At 56.4% G+C, this 17,516-nt stretch carries 7 protein-coding genes; 2 read left to right on the forward strand and 5 right to left on the reverse strand.

Annotation, left to right across the window (positions count from 1 at the left end):
- The 5 genes from Hrd1104_RS11775 to Hrd1104_RS11790 all read right to left on the reverse strand — a co-directional run bounded on the left by Hrd1104_RS11775 (position 1) and on the right by Hrd1104_RS11790 (position 13,077).
- Positions 1-2,895: an exodeoxyribonuclease V subunit beta gene (locus Hrd1104_RS11775; RefSeq protein WP_154552938.1), complete on the reverse strand. Its 2,895-nt coding sequence runs from the start codon at positions 2,893-2,895 to the stop codon at positions 1-3.
- A complete protein-coding gene (locus Hrd1104_RS11780) occupies positions 2,888-5,476 on the reverse strand; it encodes a PD-(D/E)XK nuclease family protein (RefSeq protein WP_154552939.1) in 2,589 nt (862 codons plus the stop codon). Before Hrd1104_RS11780 ends, Hrd1104_RS11775 begins: the two co-directional genes overlap by 8 nt.
- Before the next feature lie 211 nt (positions 5,477-5,687).
- Positions 5,688-6,245 (reverse strand): hypothetical protein, encoded by a 558-nt coding sequence (locus Hrd1104_RS13390; protein WP_229770481.1) that lies wholly within the window; start codon positions 6,243-6,245, stop codon positions 5,688-5,690.
- Positions 6,209-9,034 (reverse strand): helicase-related protein, encoded by a 2,826-nt coding sequence (locus tag Hrd1104_RS11785; protein WP_229770482.1) that lies wholly within the window; start codon positions 9,032-9,034, stop codon positions 6,209-6,211. Before Hrd1104_RS11785 ends, Hrd1104_RS13390 begins: the two co-directional genes overlap by 37 nt.
- Complete coding sequence (locus Hrd1104_RS11790) at positions 9,031-13,077, reverse strand: Eco57I restriction-modification methylase domain-containing protein (protein ID WP_229770483.1); 4,047 nt, start codon at positions 13,075-13,077, stop codon at positions 9,031-9,033. Before Hrd1104_RS11790 ends, Hrd1104_RS11785 begins: the two co-directional genes overlap by 4 nt.
- 194 nt (positions 13,078-13,271) lie before the next feature.
- Between Hrd1104_RS11790 and Hrd1104_RS11795 the strand changes: the two genes are divergently transcribed.
- Positions 13,272-14,597 carry a DNA repair exonuclease gene (locus Hrd1104_RS11795; protein WP_154552941.1) on the forward strand — a complete coding sequence of 442 codons (1,326 nt, stop codon included), beginning with the start codon at positions 13,272-13,274 and terminating at the stop codon, positions 14,595-14,597.
- A complete protein-coding gene (locus Hrd1104_RS11800; RefSeq protein WP_154552942.1) occupies positions 14,598-17,477 on the forward strand; it encodes an AAA family ATPase in 2,880 nt (959 codons plus the stop codon). It begins immediately after the preceding gene.
- Positions 17,478-17,516: the final 39 nt, after the last annotated feature.

Raw genomic sequence — 17,516 nt, forward strand, 5'->3', positions numbered from 1 at the left:
TTAGTTGCCAGACATGGATTGCATACCGCCTTCGCGAACAATCGACTGCAACTCCTCAAGTGAGAGCGGTTCAATCTGTTCCCGTATTCCATCAGTTGTATAGAACAGACTCGTCGTGACGTCTTTCTCGGCGAACCACTCAGAGAGGACGTGATAGTATACACTGAGTTGCTTTCGATACTCCGGCTGTGCGTGTCGCGTACTGTCCGTCTTGTAGTCGATGATGTCAACCCGATCAGCGGTGACGTGAACAAGATCGACGATTCCAGAGATAGTTATCCGCTGGTCTTCGACCTCAATCGGGAGCGTAACCGGTTCTTCAACGTGCAACTCGCCCGGCAGGTCGTCGACGAACTCAACGACCCGTTGCTCGTGGGGATTCGACGGCGTGACGTCATCCTCCAGTGCGTATGCCTCGGCGAAATCGTGGACTCGTGACCCGAAGTCCACTCCTCGAGTCTCTGGTTCAGTCTCGGGACTGGATTCCATCCGCTCACCGATCTCTTCGAAGACTGTCTCGTCCATTAGCGAATGCGGCGTATGACCGATCGGTCCATCCGGCGTGGTTACTGCGAACGGTAGCTCCGCATCAGCGCTCCCGTCGCGATCAAGTCCTTCGACAGTCACATCGATTTCTTCGACAGCGACTGGCAGCTCTTCGATGAACGTGTTTGGCTCCTCTCCAGCCGCGAATACGACGTGATTCTCCGCGCGCGTAACCGCGACATAGAGTAACCGGCGTTCCTCGTCATACTCTTGAGGCAGACACCGTCGAAGGACGTCATGCCGCCAGTTGTCGTAGATGTGAGGATAGACACGTTCCTCTGAGTAGAGTTTTCGCTGTCGGAGGCCAACCGGGTCTTGATACTGGATGACGCTTGAACCACCAGCGCGTGGCGGGAAACTTCCCTCGTTCATGTTCGCCAGAATGACGATCGGATATTCGAGCCCCTTGGCCGTGTGAATCGTCTGGACGGTCACCGCGTTATCGCCCGCGTTTGCGCGGACGTCAACCGTACTCCCGTTCTCGATGCCACGCTCGATGAACTGGATCAACTCACCGCGAGTGACCGTCGTCGAATCGTAGACTGACTGGGTCGTGTGGAGAAGGACATCTCCCGTATCGCCCGTGAATCCGTAGCGATCAAGGACTCGACGTGCAACTGCGCCGACTGACTCCAATCCACGAAGCTCATCACGGAACGCAACCGGATCCGGCGGATACGCCTCTGTCTCCAGCATATGCTCGATCTCGTCGAACGTATACCCAATCCGTTCGAGAACGACCCCCCAGCCGCGGTCGGCATCCGACTCGAGAATTCGGAGCCACGCGAGCAACAGTTTGGCCGGATCGGTCCGGAAAAGTTCGATTCCGCCATCGTAGGCCATCGGGAAATCGTACTCGTCAGCGACGTCAAGCAGTTCCCGACCGTAATCCCGTGTCCGAGTGAACACGGCGATATCACGGTATTCCGGTGGGCGCGGATTGCCGTCCTCGTCCTCAACGGCGTAGTCGTCATTGCCGACGATATCCTGAACCGTCGAGAGTACGGCCTCGTGTTCGTCCCCATGCTGGATGCCCTCGATGACCGTGTTGTCGAAAGCAGCGTTCGAGGACAGTTCGACGACATCGTCGAGAGTGGTATCGACATCCTCACCGCTTGAGGCCGGCGTTACGATGGCCTGCTCGGAGAGGTCGATGATCGACTCCGTCGACCGATAATTCTCCTGGAGTTCGATCCGAGTTAGATCACCCGTGTCGAAATCAATCCGGTCGGCATCGCTGTTGAGGTCTGCCGTGAATCGTTCCAGCCGGTCCTCGAAGTCGAGAATGTTCTGAACGTCCGCGTACTGGAAGGAGTAGATACTCTGTTTCCAGTCCCCGACTGCACAGAAGTTGTCCGTCCCGGACAGCAGCAGCGCGAGTTTGAACTGTATCTCGCTGGTGTCCTGGAACTCGTCAACCATGACGTACTCGAACTGTGCCGTCTGTCGGACGCGCTGATCCTCACAGAGCAGCACGAACGCGAACAACTGGAGGAATCCGAAGTTGAGAGAGTTGCGACCCAATGCGAATTGGAGATACTCGATGTAGACGTCGTGAACGAACGCTTTGAGATCCTCACGCTCTTCGTAGAAGACGTCACTCGCCACATCATCGTCTAGCTGTTTCGTACCGCGGCCGCCCCGTAATTCGGACTTCGATGGCGCGTCCGAAAGATAGGTCTTGTTCCGTCCGAAGCGGCTCAAGTCGTCGCGTAGCTCTGACTGCTTCCGACCGTCGTTCCGGGGCTGGTTGACTGCGTCGAACCGCTCCTTGAACGCCTCGAAGTCCCCGTCGAGATGCGACTCGCCGTCTCGATACCACCCGTCGACAGTCGGGAAGATACCTTTCGACGCGAGTTCCTTGATCAGTTCGAGTAGCTCGTCCTGCTCTGAGAGTACCCGGTAGAACTCCGTGTATTCCGGATAATCGTCGCGGAATCCGCTGAAGAACTCCCGGAATCGTTCAGCTTCGATCAGCTCATCGTCGATAATCTGCGTCGAGCCGGTTATCCGTTCGTCCAGACCGAGATGTGTCGGAGCAGCGTAGCCGTGTTCTCTAAGGATATCGTGGCAATGGGAATGGAACGTCTGGATCGGGGCGTCGGCCAGTTCTCGCAGCCCATACGAACTGTGGTCGACGATCCGTTCTTTCATCTCTGCTGCGGCGCTCCGCGTGAAGGTCATCAGTAGGATGTCTTCGGGTTCGACATCGGGCTGGTCAACGATCGTCCCGTATCGACGGGTAATGGCGAACGTCTTGCCCGTTCCAGGACCGGCATCGACTAGGTACAACCCCTCTGTACCCTCGATGAGATCCTTTTGTCTATCGTTCGGTGACGGCTCAGTCATCGCTCTCGCCCTCCAGCAGGAGATCCCGATTATCTATCCGCCGGTAGTTCGGCTCGCCCGCAAGCCCGTCGACCGGGAAGCGCTCCTTGCCCGCTCGCCTATCGTTGAGTTCTTCAAGACGCTCATCGACGAACGATTCGAACGCATCCAGATCCTCACGGAAGAAGGTTCGCCGGCGGACGCCGTTGAGCTCCCGTATTGCTTGGTCTGCGCCTTTTTCGGCGTCGACGTCCTCGGATGTCCCGACGTCGACAGCGGTTGTGAACTCCTCGGCGAACTCGGAGGCACGAAGTTCGTCCCGGTCGGTCGTTTCGGGGAACGTCAGTTGATCCATAATGTCGCTGTAGGCCGGATAACCGAGATCACCAAACGTCTCTTGGCAGTCGTTGTATCCGTCCAGGAGCACCTCGTAGGTATCCCGTGAGCTGACGTACTCATCGAACGTGAACGGATAGTACGAGACGGTCGTCAGTGCGTCATCGAGATTAGCGTCGCCTGCGATTACGTCATCCATCGATTCAAGGAAGTGGAAGAACGTGAACTCCAACGGCTCTTCCGGCTGAATTGTCCGGTAGTAGGTGAGATACAAAGCCGCCTGAAAGTTCGGTGTATCCGCCGGCGGGTCGATTGCCGCACGCTTGACGATTTGAGAGGTGCGCTTCTTGCTTCCGCTTTTGTAATCGAGAAGGTGATCCGGCGCTTTCACGAGGTCAATCTTCCCATTAACGCCGAGCGAATGGTCTTCGAACCAACGTTCAGTAAGCGGCGAGTCGACTGGCCTGTCGAAATACTCCACGAAGAAATTGTCTCCCCACCCCGACGTCGCTGTGAGAAAGTCATCTGACTCCGGTCCATAGTCGTCCAGATAGTCCATAATCAACTCTAGCCCGATGCGGTACTTCCGGCGACGAAGCGCCTCGTCTGCACTCGAAAAGAAGGCCTCCGCCTCCCCGAGCATAGCGTCGACGAGTTCTGTTATATCGACATCTGCGATAACATCAGGATGGTTCACATAGAACTCCGCGAAGTCGTGGAAGAGGGTCCCTTCGACGAACCGTTCCTGTTCGGGGGAATCGAGAAGCTTTCCGAAAAGGTAGTCCCGAGGACTGTTTACGTAGCTGTTGAGACTGGACTGGCTGACTGTCTCGATTGTCTCGGACTCAATGTCAAGCGGATGGCGATCGAAGCCGACGCCGTTCGATTGCGGTCGTCGTCGGTGTTCAACTGACTCGAGATCACTGAACCGTTCGAAGTCGTCATCAAGAAGATCTCCGAAGTAAAGACAAGGCGTGATCGGCTCCCCACCAGCCGTGTCCTGAACGAGATAGTACTGCTGGTCGCCGCTCTGAAGCAGGCGCTGGAAGTTACCGATGTAGCGTTCGAACTGCGTCTCAGTATCGACCCACGGTCGCTGTGGAGCCGAATGCGTCCAGTCCTGTCCCATTCCGAGATGGAAAACGACGGGACGATCAACGTAGGCAGAGGACTTCGCATCAGCGAGGAGAACACCCTCGTTGTCCCTGTCGACAGGGACCTCGTAGGTCTGGAGGTAGTAGGCTAACCGGTCAACGCCCTCGGTGGTCAGAAGTTCATCACTGAGACTGAGGGTTTGCAATTCCTCCTCGAAGAGCGTTAGCTCGATGCCGGTTTTACTCGTATATGTATCCAGAGCATCCGCAAACGTTTGTTCTCCGATGGAGGAGCAGAATTCCTGCAACCACTCAATATCCGGGCTGTCGACTGTCTCTAGACGCTTTTGGTGATATTTGACTGAAATATCGAAATCCATCTGCGTGAGCAGCGGTTGGACGTCACCAACGGTTGTTTCGGAACCGCGGAATCCGACACGGAGGAGTCGAACGAACGCTCGGTGGTGCGGATCATCGATGAATCCTGGGCCACCATAAAATGGGATGTCTGCCGCTTCGAGCGCGGACTCGACGAGCGACGAGTACTGACTCCCACTATCGAGGACGACCGCGACATGTTCAGCGTTGTGTGCCGAAATCGTATCGAGAAGCGCACTGACGATATCAGTCGCCGACTCGAAGACGTGGAACTCCGGATAGTCGAACACCTCGTCAGTGAACAGATCGACACGATCGAACGCTTCCGGCAGGATGCTACGCTCCAAGTTGGTCAGCTGCTCATAACCAACGACAGCAACTGACTGATCGTCGTCGATTGTATGTTCGGTGAGCCGTTTCGAGGTTGTCCGGAGATTTTGCATTATCTCGACGACTTCTCGGGTCGTCTCGTCGACGTAGGCGTCGTAGTCGAGAATGGCGTCAAGGCGACCCTGATGTTCCCAGCACTGGAGGACATTCCCGATAGCGTATGCGACTGCTTTCCAATCGTGGTCAGTCTGCTCGATAACCTCGAGAAAGGCGACGCGGTCTTCTGCTTGTTCGCGTCGGCCAGCTGCGAGACGACGCGGGGTAGTCGCAAACGTTCCGAAGTGAGGGCGGTCGAGACGGCGGTTGATCGCACTCGCAAACGGGGCGTCAGGAGTGACAACCAGGTCGTAATCTTGGACTTCCGCGTAAAGTGATTCTGCAGTTTTCGCTCTGCGAATAGGCACGAATATGAGAAACACATACCAATCACAAAAACATAATGACGCCTGTACTTTCTACAAGCATGTGCATATCCTACCAAGGTGTCTGTTCTTCCGAATCAGACCATTCGCTTAACGAATAGCACTCGAACTGACAAGGCGGAATAATCGTGGTCTAACTGTTCTATTCGTAATTGAACCGTATCACTCGGTAAACTACTACCTTTAATGGCGCTTATTGTATCGTTGTTTGAGAAAACAGAGACGGACTATTGTTGTCTTTATCTGTTTGTTCAGGAGCGACAGCCATCCAGCAGATTAGTTTGACCTCTTCTTCCCGGATTGGCGGAAGCGGCTCGGGTGCGTCGTACGGTTGTAGGCCAAGATCATCCGCCTTCTCAGCGATTCGGCGGGCTTTCTCTTCCCCATCCAAGTTCTCATCGCGAACGATCTCTCGCATCTCACGCTCGTACTGCTGTGGCCACGGTGCACCCAGCGCGTCAATTAGCTCCTCCTGCCGGTTCTGCGTCAGGTCTGACGGCCAGTAATCCCGCACGTGCTCAATCGCTTCGCGGAATGCCTTCGGGACGTCTGGTTGGACAGCCCGTGGGTCCGTCTGTTCCTGCCACTGGTGCCAGATGTCCTCTTTCGCGTCCTCCCACGCACCGTAAACCCCCTCTTTGAAATCGGTCGGGAGTTCGCGGTCGGTATCGCGGTCACAGTCGATCCGCTGGAGGCAAGTGAGCGTGTCGTCGATTATCTCGCTCTCATCGTCGTTGGGGACGAATCGCATGAATGCTTCTTCCCCACCCGAGCACAGAAGAAGTAGCCAGGGTTCTCACCGCGGAATCCAGACCCTGCTGCCCACGGGAGCGAGGTGATTTGTTCCTCTCTGTCTTCCAGACCCTCCCGAAGTTCCTGGCGGTACTCCTCACCTGAGTACGCCGCTGCTTGGCCACCGCCCTTCTCGTAGACCTCTTCGTCTTCATCGCGAATCGATTCGATGTCCTCGACCCGGTCAGAGAAGTTCTGCTGCATCGTGTCCATGTCCGGGATGACTTGGCTGTCTAAGCCAACAGACCGGGCCGCCTGGGTCACCTTTTGACGAACTCGAAGTTCGAGTTCGAGCAGGTCGTCGAGGCGGTCTTCGGGGAAGAACGTCATCGGGAATATCTCGGGATGTGGCGAGTTGATGCGGTCGATTCGACCGTTTCGCTGAACGACACGCATTGGGTTCCACGGCAGGTCGTAGTTGATGACGTTCCGGGCTTGCTGGAGGTTGACACCCTGGCCGAGCACGTCGGTCGTGACGAGAATGTCGTACTGGTCCTCGACGCCCGCAGGCGCATCTGCTGAATCAGGAGCGAAGCCGTGGACTGCGTCTTCTCTCGTGATTCCACGTACTGAGCCGTCGCCAGTGACACCAGCGATCCGGCCCTCGTAGCAGGAGAGCGTCTCGTCGTTCTGGACGCGCTCTTCCAAGTAGTCCAGGATCCACTCGACTGTGTCGGCGTAGTAGGAGAAAATGACGACCTTCCGGTTCTCTCGGAATGCTTCTTCCTTCTCGAGTTCAGGGTCTGTCTCGGCATCCTCTTCGGCGTCCTCGGCGATGTCGACGAGCGTCTCGCCCAGGGTATCGAGTTTTTCGTCGTCGTCCTGCGTAACGACGCTGACGCGCTCGTACCAGCCCTGTAGGATCTCCAAGTCAGTTTCGAGATCCTGACGGAATTCTTCGACTTCCGCTTCCGTCGCACCAAGGTTGTATACGGTATTGTCGTCGGCTTGATTGAAGGCGTCGTCAAGTGCCTCGTCGCTATCGGCTTCGACCCACTCATCTATAGCGTCCGGCTTGGGGAACATCCCGTTGTCGAGCAGATCCAGTGCAGCGCGGTTCTGGTTGATCATCCGCTCTAACGTGTTTGCGAACGCTTTGCTCGAGGACTCGAAGCGCTTCAGTAGGCCAGTCCTGAGCAGACCGACAAGCGACAGTTCCGAGGCGTCTTCTTCCCCTTCGAGGTAGTACGACGGTCGGTACCGAGCGAGTGTGAGGTCTGACTCGTCGCGATCTCCAGCTGCCAACCCTTCTGCGACGTCGTCGAAGAACGTATCCCCGAACGTGTCGCTGAAGTCGTAGTCGATACGGCGCGGCTTGGACTCGGGGAACGTGATTCTGACTTCGCCACCCTCGCCGTCTGGAAGGGTCGCGTTCTCGTAGTGTTCCCGGATGAACCGCCGAGTCCGTCGAACAGTTGTCTCGTCGAGGACGTCGAACAGGAGGTCGGGACTCAGGTCGGATGGGTCCTCGGACTGCGCATGCTTGAACCGATCGCGTAGCGATCGAATCCCTTCCGAGGCGAACGCTCCGTCGTTCTTGATGAAGTAGTACAGGAGGTAGTAGAGGTCCCACAGCGAGTTGTTCACTGGCGTCGCCGTGAGCATCACGACGTCTTTTGGCGGGTCATCACGCAGGAGCTGTCGAAGTGCGTCGGCCTGCTGTGTCCCAGGGTTGCGGAACGCGTGCGCCTCGTCGATGATGACGAGCTGGTACTCCTCCTTGTCCAGATCCAAGTACGACCGGTCACCGCCAAGCTGGCGTTCGTTCCGCAACTCAGAGTACGAGAGGGTCTCGAACTGGACGCCCCACTCTGGGGCCTTCGACTCCCACATACCGTCCCGGAGGTAGGCTGGCGCCACCACCAGCGCGCGTTGGCGGTTCTCGTTGACCGTCTTCTCGAGGAGCTTCCCGGCGATGTAGGTCTTCCCGAGGCCGACCTCGTCGGCGACGATTACGCCGTTATGTTCGTCGAGGAATCGTTCGGCGCGGCGGACCCCGTCCTGCTGGAAGTTGGTGAGGTTGACCGCGCCGTCGTCCTCGGCTTCCTCCTCAAGTTCGTCGCCGTAGCGTTCGTAGAGAACGCGTAGGTAGATGAGGTACGGGTCGTAGGGGTCGAACCTCTCCTCGTAGATCGACGCCAGGTCATAGGGTTCGGCGTCGGCCCAGATGTCCTCGAACCACTCGTTGACTTGCCCCGTCACAGAGGGGCTGTACTGGCCGACGTTCAACTCCATGTTCGACGTCAGGCCTGCACCCGTGAAGTTGGAGGAACCGACCAGAGTGCCCTGGTCGTGAGAAAAGAGATACGCCTTCCCGTGGAGGAATTGCTCCTCGTAGCGCCTGACTTTGACGTCGTCACTTCTGAGGAAGTCGACGAGTTGCTGGAGGCGACTGTCGATTCGCCGAGAAAACCCCAACAGATCTCGGTCTTGGTCGAGATTCTGATCCAGCGTCTTGAGTGACTCCTCGAGGCGCTTCTGGTTGTAGTCCTCACCACGCGGCTCGCCCGGCTGGCGCCAGCGCTCAGTGTCCTTCTGATCTGGCTGCGCGCCGAGTAGGAGGCGAACCTCGCCGACTTGGTCGAGAGCGTCGGCGACCGCGAAGTAGCCGCGGGGGTTGAAATAGCCCGTCGCGATGTCCAGATTGGGCTCGGGCCCCATCTTCTCCCGCAGGTCGTCGATGTACTCGTTGATGGCCACGGCAAGGGTGTTCCCCTCCCGATTGTCGATAAACTCTGGCCTGGTCATTCTTCACTCTCCACTCGATCGGCCCACTCGTCGTAGTGCTCCAGCACTGCGTTCATCCGGGGCTCGTGATCCCAGTTTTCGTGGAACGTCTCAAAGACGACCTGGAGGTTCTCACGGCTGAGGCCGTAGAGATGCGCTGAGAGCGCGTCGATCTCTTGCATCATCTCCTCACGCTCATCTTTGCTGTGAGCAGTACAGGAGACCCCGACTGCGTCAGCCCACTCCTGAAACCGCTCATCGGTTGACGCAAGGGTTCCGGACAGTTCCACCATCCGAGACCACAAACGGCTGTCACGTTCTGGCCGCGGGACCGGTAACCCGTTGAGAAGGTAGAAGCTCACGTGGTTTTCAACAAACCGTCTCGCGCACCAGTCGAAGGGGATAGACCCCATAATCCCCATCAGGAACGCCTGATCTTTCTCATCGCCTCGTGGCCAAATCAGATATGGGGCCGTATCAAGCAAAATCACATTAGGTGGGGCAAGCGCCGGCAACACAGTTCTTGTATTGGTTTTGTTAGTAGAATCGCGGAAAACGACACGAGCACTGTAGCAAGGGAGTGTCGATTTGTCGTGAACCCAGTCCTCGGGCATCTCTGAGAAGGGAGAGCGACTGCCAATACGGTACGAGTTTTCCCGTTTCTCCTGAAGATAGTCAAATATCATATCAGGGTCAGTCCAGACAGTTGCCTTAGACACATCAACTGACCAGAAATCAAACGCCTTTCCACCCAATACTGGTAGGAAATCCTCTTCCGGCGGATGGTCTGAACGGTGAAGAAGCGTAGTACCGTCGTCCAATTCCTCGTCCTCGTATGGAGCGAGCTTAAGGGGGGTAACAGGAACTGGCTTCCAGTCACCGCCGTCGTAGCTAAACTTGGGGTGTGAAACTAGCTGTTCAAACGCTTCACTTGCCTCGTCGCTCGGCGGGAGTGGGACAACTGAAGAAGTGGTCCAGCTTCGAATGTCCTCTATACTGAAGTAGTGGGGGTCCCCCTGCATTCCTTCCTCGTACTCTTCTTCGTTGTAATATGGTCCCCGAAGGGGCAGTTTCTCACCCGGCTCCTCAGAGTTGTGATAAGATGCCAGGGAAATAGTCATCTGACCATGAATCCCCTCGAAAACCCACTCGTTGGTATTGACTAGGAAGGTCAGGTCGTCTATCGTGGTGGTGTCGAAAAGCTCCTCCCTGAAGTCAGAAGTGTTGTCCCCGGAAAACGCTCCTCGAGGGACGATAATACCAACATGCCCTCGATCCCCAGCAAGATGCTTGAATCTCCACGAGAAAGCGATGTACATCTCTGGGGCAGAACCGCCCGAACTATTACCGTCATACGGACCGTTCTTCAGAATGGTACTTCTCTGTCTTTTCTCATTCTTCTCCCGCTTGAGTTCTGCTTCCAGTCCTGGCCGTCGTTCCAACAGTCTTTGTTTTGCCTCTTCCTGTTTCTGTTCGGACTTGCCCTGAAAACCGGGGATATACCTGGCCCAGAACTCCTTGTCTTCCAAGGTAGATTCATCCCACGGTGGATTCCCGAGGAGGGCGTCGAACCCGGGGTTCTCACCGTTAAATACTTCGGGAAACGCCGTCGGGAAGTGTAGCGGGTTAGTCGCTGCCAATACATCCTGTGCAATCTCGTACTCTTCCGACTCCAGCAGATCCACCCCGTCGTCGTTGACCACTTCGGGATCGATTTCATCGTCAATTCGTGAGGCTGCCAGAATGTCGAATGCTGCTCGGGTCTCCTCAAGCTGGTCCTGAATCCTTTCGCGCGTTTCCCGGGCCTCGGCGACCTGCTGGGCGTCAGCGTCCGCGAAGCTCCCCAGATCGTCGATGGCGTCCTCGATGTCGTTCATCACGCTGGAGCCGCCCATGAACATCCCGAGGTTCGTCTGATCGACGTCAAGGATGTCGCTCACCTCGTCCAACGTGCCGATGCCTGCCAGCGAGTCACCCGTGGTGAGGTTGTAGTCGAGGAACGCCAGCGGGAGCCCCGGAACGAACGTGTGCACCCACAGCGAGAGGCGCGCCAGTTCTGTCGAGAGGTCGTTCACGTCGACACCGTAGATACACCGGCGGGCGACTTGCCGCCGAAGGAGTTGGCTGCGCTCGACTTCGGGCATCTCTTCGCTGCTCTCGAAGGCGTCCTCGGCGGCCTCGCGCAGGCGGTCGAGCTCTTCTTCGACCTGTGGGAGGTGGACATCGTCCCGAGTGAGGTACTTCATTAGGCGGTTCTCGATGCGGTCGACAGCGCCGACGAGGAAGTGTCCCGATCCCATCGCAATGTCGGAGACACGGAAATCGAAGAACGCGTTCGCCGCCGCTGTACGGCCTTCCTCTTCACGCAGGCGGTCAAGCCGTTCGAGGTGGTCGTCCAGCGCAGGTTCGAGTGAGTGGTCAAGAAGATGTTCGACAAACCGAGTCTTCGTGTAGTACGTCCCTGTGGCTTTCCGCTCACCGGACTGGCCGTGGAGGTATACTTCGCCCTCCTCGACGACGACGTCTGAATCGTTCTCACCTAACTCTTGCTGGCCTGTCGGGTCGACCGGCGTGTAGTGTCCTTCGTCGTCGACGGTCAGGTCCTGCTCAGCGACCGAGAGTTCAGACTCGAGCAGTCCCTCGTAGATAACGCCGAACTCCCGGACGCCGATGTTCCGGAAGTCAACCGGACCCTCGATGTCGTCGGCCTCGGACTCGTCGATGAGCAGATTCGCCAAGACTGGGCCGAATTGCTCGTCAGTCAGTTCGATTTCTGCCAGCTTAGCCCCCGCTTCCGAGATGTCCTCGTCAGAGGAGAGCAGCCGCCCGTTGTACTCGGGCAGACTCCACTCGGAATGCCCGTCGTGAATCGCTCGGGAGAGTTCCATCACGTCGTCCCAGTGGGTCGCCTGGTCATCGAACTCAACCCCCTCTTCTCGAAGGTCGTGAAGTTCGTGGGCTTTCGCCTTCAGTGAACGGCGCTCGTACCGAGGATTGTGTCGCGGGAGGAAGCCTTCGTCTTCAGCGTACGCGATGAATAGAAGCCGGTAGAGCTTGATCAGCGCCATCCGGTAGGTCTCGTCCAGCTCGTCCTTCGTGGGATCCTCGAGATCGCGGGCGTCAGCGATGGCTTCTGCAAGGTCGGGAATGACGTCGTCGTAGATTCGCTCACGAAGACGTCGACCCAACTCGGCAGCGTAATCCTTCGAGTCGGCCATGATCTCGTGGAGCGACCCCTCGTCTTGGAGAGCGCCCGACGAGAACAGCAGTGATAGGTACCCGGCGTTGTCGTCAGTGAGAAGGTCAGTGTTAACCTCAACAAAGGTGTCTGTTCGACCACGAGAACCGAACCCTGCATCGGGGTTCGTCGTATACAGTCGCAGACGGCTCTCTGAACTGGCGATGACGTAGTCAAGATTCTCCTTGTCCGCTTCACTGAGTGCGTAGGATACGGGGGTCTGACCAGTGAATCGGTCCTGAGCGTGGTCGAATGACTCGTCCTCGTTCAGGAAGACCGCAACCGCTTGTTGCCGACCCTCAGTTGTGTCCTTGAGGATGTAGCTGTGGTCCTGAAGACGATCGACCTCGTAACCCAGCCCCTCAACCAAGTCGCGTCCTTCCTCGTCCAGCAACCCTTCAGCTTGACCGACTGCGTCCTCCCAATCATCCCGGTCAGGAACGCCGCTTTTCAACTCGTGTGTCGAGAGAAGCCCCTGATTGCGAAGACCGACTAGTTCTTCATCGATCTGGGCTAAGACGGCGCTGAGGAAGCGCTGTGCAGCGTGGTGGTCAGGTCGATCGAGTGCAGATTCACAGATCCTCTCGACCTGCGAGGGCTCGAGATCACGCTTGACGTCAGGATCCTCGCCCGCAGGGCCGATGATGTCGACTGTTTGGCCGCCATCTCGAAGCACGACGACCAGGATCGGGTTGATGCGCTGGTTCCGACGGTCGGTGTAGAGTCGCTGAAGCCAGCTCTTCTGGGGCCGATCGTCACGTTCCGTGACGACGATTTCGAGGCCGTTGGATCCTTCTCCAAGATAAAGGTCACAGTCGGTACTCACACGTTCCGATGTCCATGAGCGTGGAGTTTCGGATGTAAGGAAGGAACGAGGCATTGACAAGACCACAATCTCGGGAGAGTATTATTCTTTTGTAGTTCCACAAAGCGGAACCCGGTCCTCATCAATAGCGGTATTTGGTGTGCAACTAGACACCAAATCATTCATAGTGCTGTCACTATCTGGTTTGGATACGAATGAGTGTCCGGTTCCTCCATACTGCGGACCTCCACCTCGGAAGTCAGCTCAAAACACAGCATCGACAGGCCACCGAAACGGTGGACACGCTCAGTTCGGCTATCTATACGGCTGTCGAACGACTCTTCGATACGGCGATTGAGGAAGACGTCGATTTCGTGGTTATCGCGGGTGATCTCTACGACGAAGACTCACGGAGCGTCAAGGCGAACACCTTCCTGAAAGAGCAGTTCGACCGACTCGCTGATCAGGGTATTCCCGCATACGTTTCCTACGGTAATCACGACCCTGTCGGAAGCGCGACCGACTACGTCGACCTACCGGAGAATGTCTACGAGTTCGACCATGAAGGCCCTCAGGAGTTCCACTATCCCGATGAAGAATCACCAGCGGCCAGGATCTGGGGGCAATCCTATCGCGACCGTCACGAAAGTCGTTCGATGTACCGCCGATTCACACCAGCTGACGAACGAGTTCCAAACATCGGCGTGCTTCACACGGGATTGAACCCCGATGGACGGCAGTACGTCCCGGTTGCCCGTAGTGACCTCGAAAGCAAAGACGAGATCCATTACTGGGCACTCGGCCATATTCACGATCCGCGCATCCACGAGAACGAACAGCCGGTTGCTTATTCAGGTGTCCCGCAGGGCCGGCAAATCACGGAACCCGGACTTGGGGGTGGCTATCTCGTCGAACTAGATGCCGACGGCGACTACGAAATTGAGTTCGTCCCAACGAGTCCGGTTGTCTGGCAGACGGTCGAGGTCGATGTCGGAGACGAAGATATCGCTTCGATTCCCGACATTGAGCGCCGTATCGAGCAGACGCTTGAGGATTTCTCCGTACCTACAGACCTCTTCGACGGGACGAGCGTAACACTTCGCGATCCTGACTGGGGGATCGACGGCTATGTCTGCCGATGGGAACTGACCGGAAACGGACCAGTTCACGAGACGTTGTCGAATGATGAGGACGCGCTTCACGAACTCACTCGCCGGCTTCGAGACGGCCTCACCTCACGGAAGCCATTCGTCTGGACAGAGGCAGTCCGGAACTCGACAGGACCGCCGATCCCATCTATCGACGAGCTCCGCGGCGATGATCGGGTGATCGACGAGTATCTGGCTCTCGTCGACGAGCTCAATGGGGAGGAGGCGCGCGAGCACTTCCGCGATCAAGTTGGTATGGCCTGGGAATCTGTTGATGACCACGAGGATGGTCGCCCGGACGAACTCCCGCTTACCGATGACCGGCTTGACGAACTCATCGAACGCGCACAGGAGCGCGTCCTCGAAGAACTGGCACTGCGGAGGGCAACGTAAATGCATCTGAACGACTTCCGAATCGACGATTTCGGCTGCTTCAGAAATGCCCGGCTTGAAACACTCGATGACAACCTTATCGTTATCGGCGGTCCGCAGCGAGCCGGGAAAACGACATTCATGCAGGCGTTGCGGCAGTTCCCCGACGGGGTTGACCGGAGCGACGGCATCCCGCCGGCGACCGACGAATATCGTATCGACGCTGAACTCACGCACAATGGGAATCGCTATCGTTACGTGCTGAACGGGCACGCGAGTCCATCCGTGTCGCCCATCGGTGATGGGCCCGAGATTGAGGCTAAAGATATCTTCGGGCCAATCACCGAGCGGCAGTACCGGAATCTCTACACGATTAGTCTCGATGAACTACGACGACTTCCACCGGGGATTGATGATTCCGAGGACCTCGCACGAATCTTACTTGGCGGAGCATACGGTGATATCGCGGATATCCCTGAAATTGAAGAAGAATTTAGCGACCAAGCGCACAAGATCGGGCTTTCGAAGGGGAATCCGAACACCAAGACGTCGCAGCTCCATGACCCGTATCAGACCGTCAAGGACGGTATTGAGGCACGTAAAGAGGCAAGTCAGCAGGTCGACGAATACCGATCTGTCACACAAGAGCTCACCAACAAGCGGTCGGAACTAGCTGACCTCAAGAATAAGATAGAGCACCGGCAACGAACACGGGACCGGCTGAATATTCTCCAAGAGCTGTTCGACCCCCTGCAACAGATTGAGACTTTGAACGCACGGCTTGAAGACGCCGACCAGGATTTCGTAGAGAAGTTCCCGACGCATCTAACGGATCAGCTTGAGCACTTCGAAGAACAATTTAACGCGGCGACGACGGGGCTTACCGAGGCACAACAAGAATTCACCCAGGAGGCGTCGATCAAGACGACCGATGAGTATTACGAGTGGCTTCTCAAGCATGAGGAGGAGATTGAGTCACTCGCAGAGAATCAAAAGCTATGGGCAAAAACTGCTGAGCAACTTACCGAGCGCCGGGATCAACTCGAAACCAGAAAGAGAGATCTTGAGCGGGAGATTTCCTCCTTGTATTCGGAGTGGGACGAGTCGTTCACGCATCTCGACGAGATAGAAACAAGTGCCGTCGACACGGCTCAAGTCGACGATATTGTGTCTACGATAGAAGACCTTCAGGCTGAACACGATAGCTTGGAGGAATCTATCGATTCAGACCGGACGCGAAAGAGGGAACTCGAATCGGAATTGGCCGAGATGGAGGAAGAACACGAGGAAACGAAAGAAATCACAGTTTCAAAGCGTAAGCCGGCGCTTATTGCGGGGATCGCTATCGTGGCCGGTACAGGTGTCGGGTTTGTCGCCACTCCCCTCGTTGGTGGGCTTGTTGGACTCGGAATTCTCGGTGCTGGACTGTATGCAATCGACTCGACGGTTTCCGTCGAGACGACTGTCGACGCCGATCCTTACCGAGAAGTCAAAAGTCAAGTAACGACACTCAAGGGAGACATCGAAGCCGACTCGCAGCGGCGCGCTGAACTCGAGGAAGAAATCGCCGAAAAAGAAGCAGAGCTGACCGATCTCATAACGGAATTAGGTCTTCCCGAGGAACTCCCGACAGACGACGTCCCTGAGTTTTACGAGCAAGTTGTCGAACTCGACGAGCAGATTGGTGAGTTTCGGGACGACCGGACGGAATGGGAAGAAGAAAATACAGAGTTCGCGACAGAACTCGAAGAGGTCGCATCACTACTTGCCGACGTAACGGAGGTTTCATGGACAGCTGAAGATCCGCTGACGGATACCAACGCCCTTCTCTTTACGCTCGAAGGAGTCGCGGCCGATCTCGAGTTGGCACAGGAGGTTCGACGAGCTGAAACCGAACGCGATGACTGTATTGCGGATATCGATTCTGTACTTAGCAAATGGGACGAGGAGAAGTCAGCTGGGGCCGCTACTAACGATGACCAGATTCTCCAGCATATCCAAGCATTCAAAGACGAAGCCGAACGGGTCGGACATCTCGAAGACGCATTCGAGGAATATGAGCAACTCCAGACACAAGTCACGACACGTTTAGATACGCCCTCTGCTCGGGAAGTCTTCGAACCGCTCCGAGATGGCGACGAACCGTGGATCGACGTCGTCCAAGAGGCTGCTGCCGAGTACGCTGACACGGATGCAATTGCCGACGATATTCGGGAACAAAACAGCCAGATCGACGAAATGGAGACTCAGCGTGAGGAATTGCGAGAAGCCTGCATCGAACTCGAACAGCGGCAGGAAGAACTTGCCTCGGAAGATGATCTGCAAGAGGCACAAGCGAAGATCGATGAAGGCCGGGTTGAGTTCGAACGCCTCGGCGAAACCTACGCTGTCAACCGGATTGCTGAAGAGATTGTCAAGCAGCTGCACGAGCGATTGATGGCAGATGTGGTTCACTCGCTCGTCGATGATGCGAGTAGCATCTTCAGCGAGATCACGCAAGAGTACGATGGAATCGAACTGAACGGCGATATTCAGGACCTTGAATTCCGTGCGCTCCGGGAAGACAAGCCTGCCCACGGCGTTGGTGAGTTGAGTCGCGCGACTGGAGAACAACTCTTCCTGGCTGTTCGGTTAGCCCGAATCCGACAGACGGATGTCTCGCTCCCAGTCGTACTCGATGACGCTGCTACGAACTTTGATCCTAATCATATGAGCCGCGTATTCGAAGTCATCGACCAGCTAACGGAATCGAATCAGGTGTTCTTCCTTACTTGCCATCCTGAGTGCGTCCGTATAACAGCGTCAAATGACCTCTCTGCACAGTACTGGTCACTCAATAGTGGACAGTTCACTCGGCGTGAAACTGCCGATACTTTAGAACAAACTCTATCGGCTGATTGATAATTTAATCCAATATCCAGGCCCGCTTGCTTTCGTCTA

It is taken from the genome of Halorhabdus sp. CBA1104 (assembly GCF_009690625.1).
GTDB lineage: Archaea > Halobacteriota > Halobacteria > Halobacteriales > Haloarculaceae > Halorhabdus.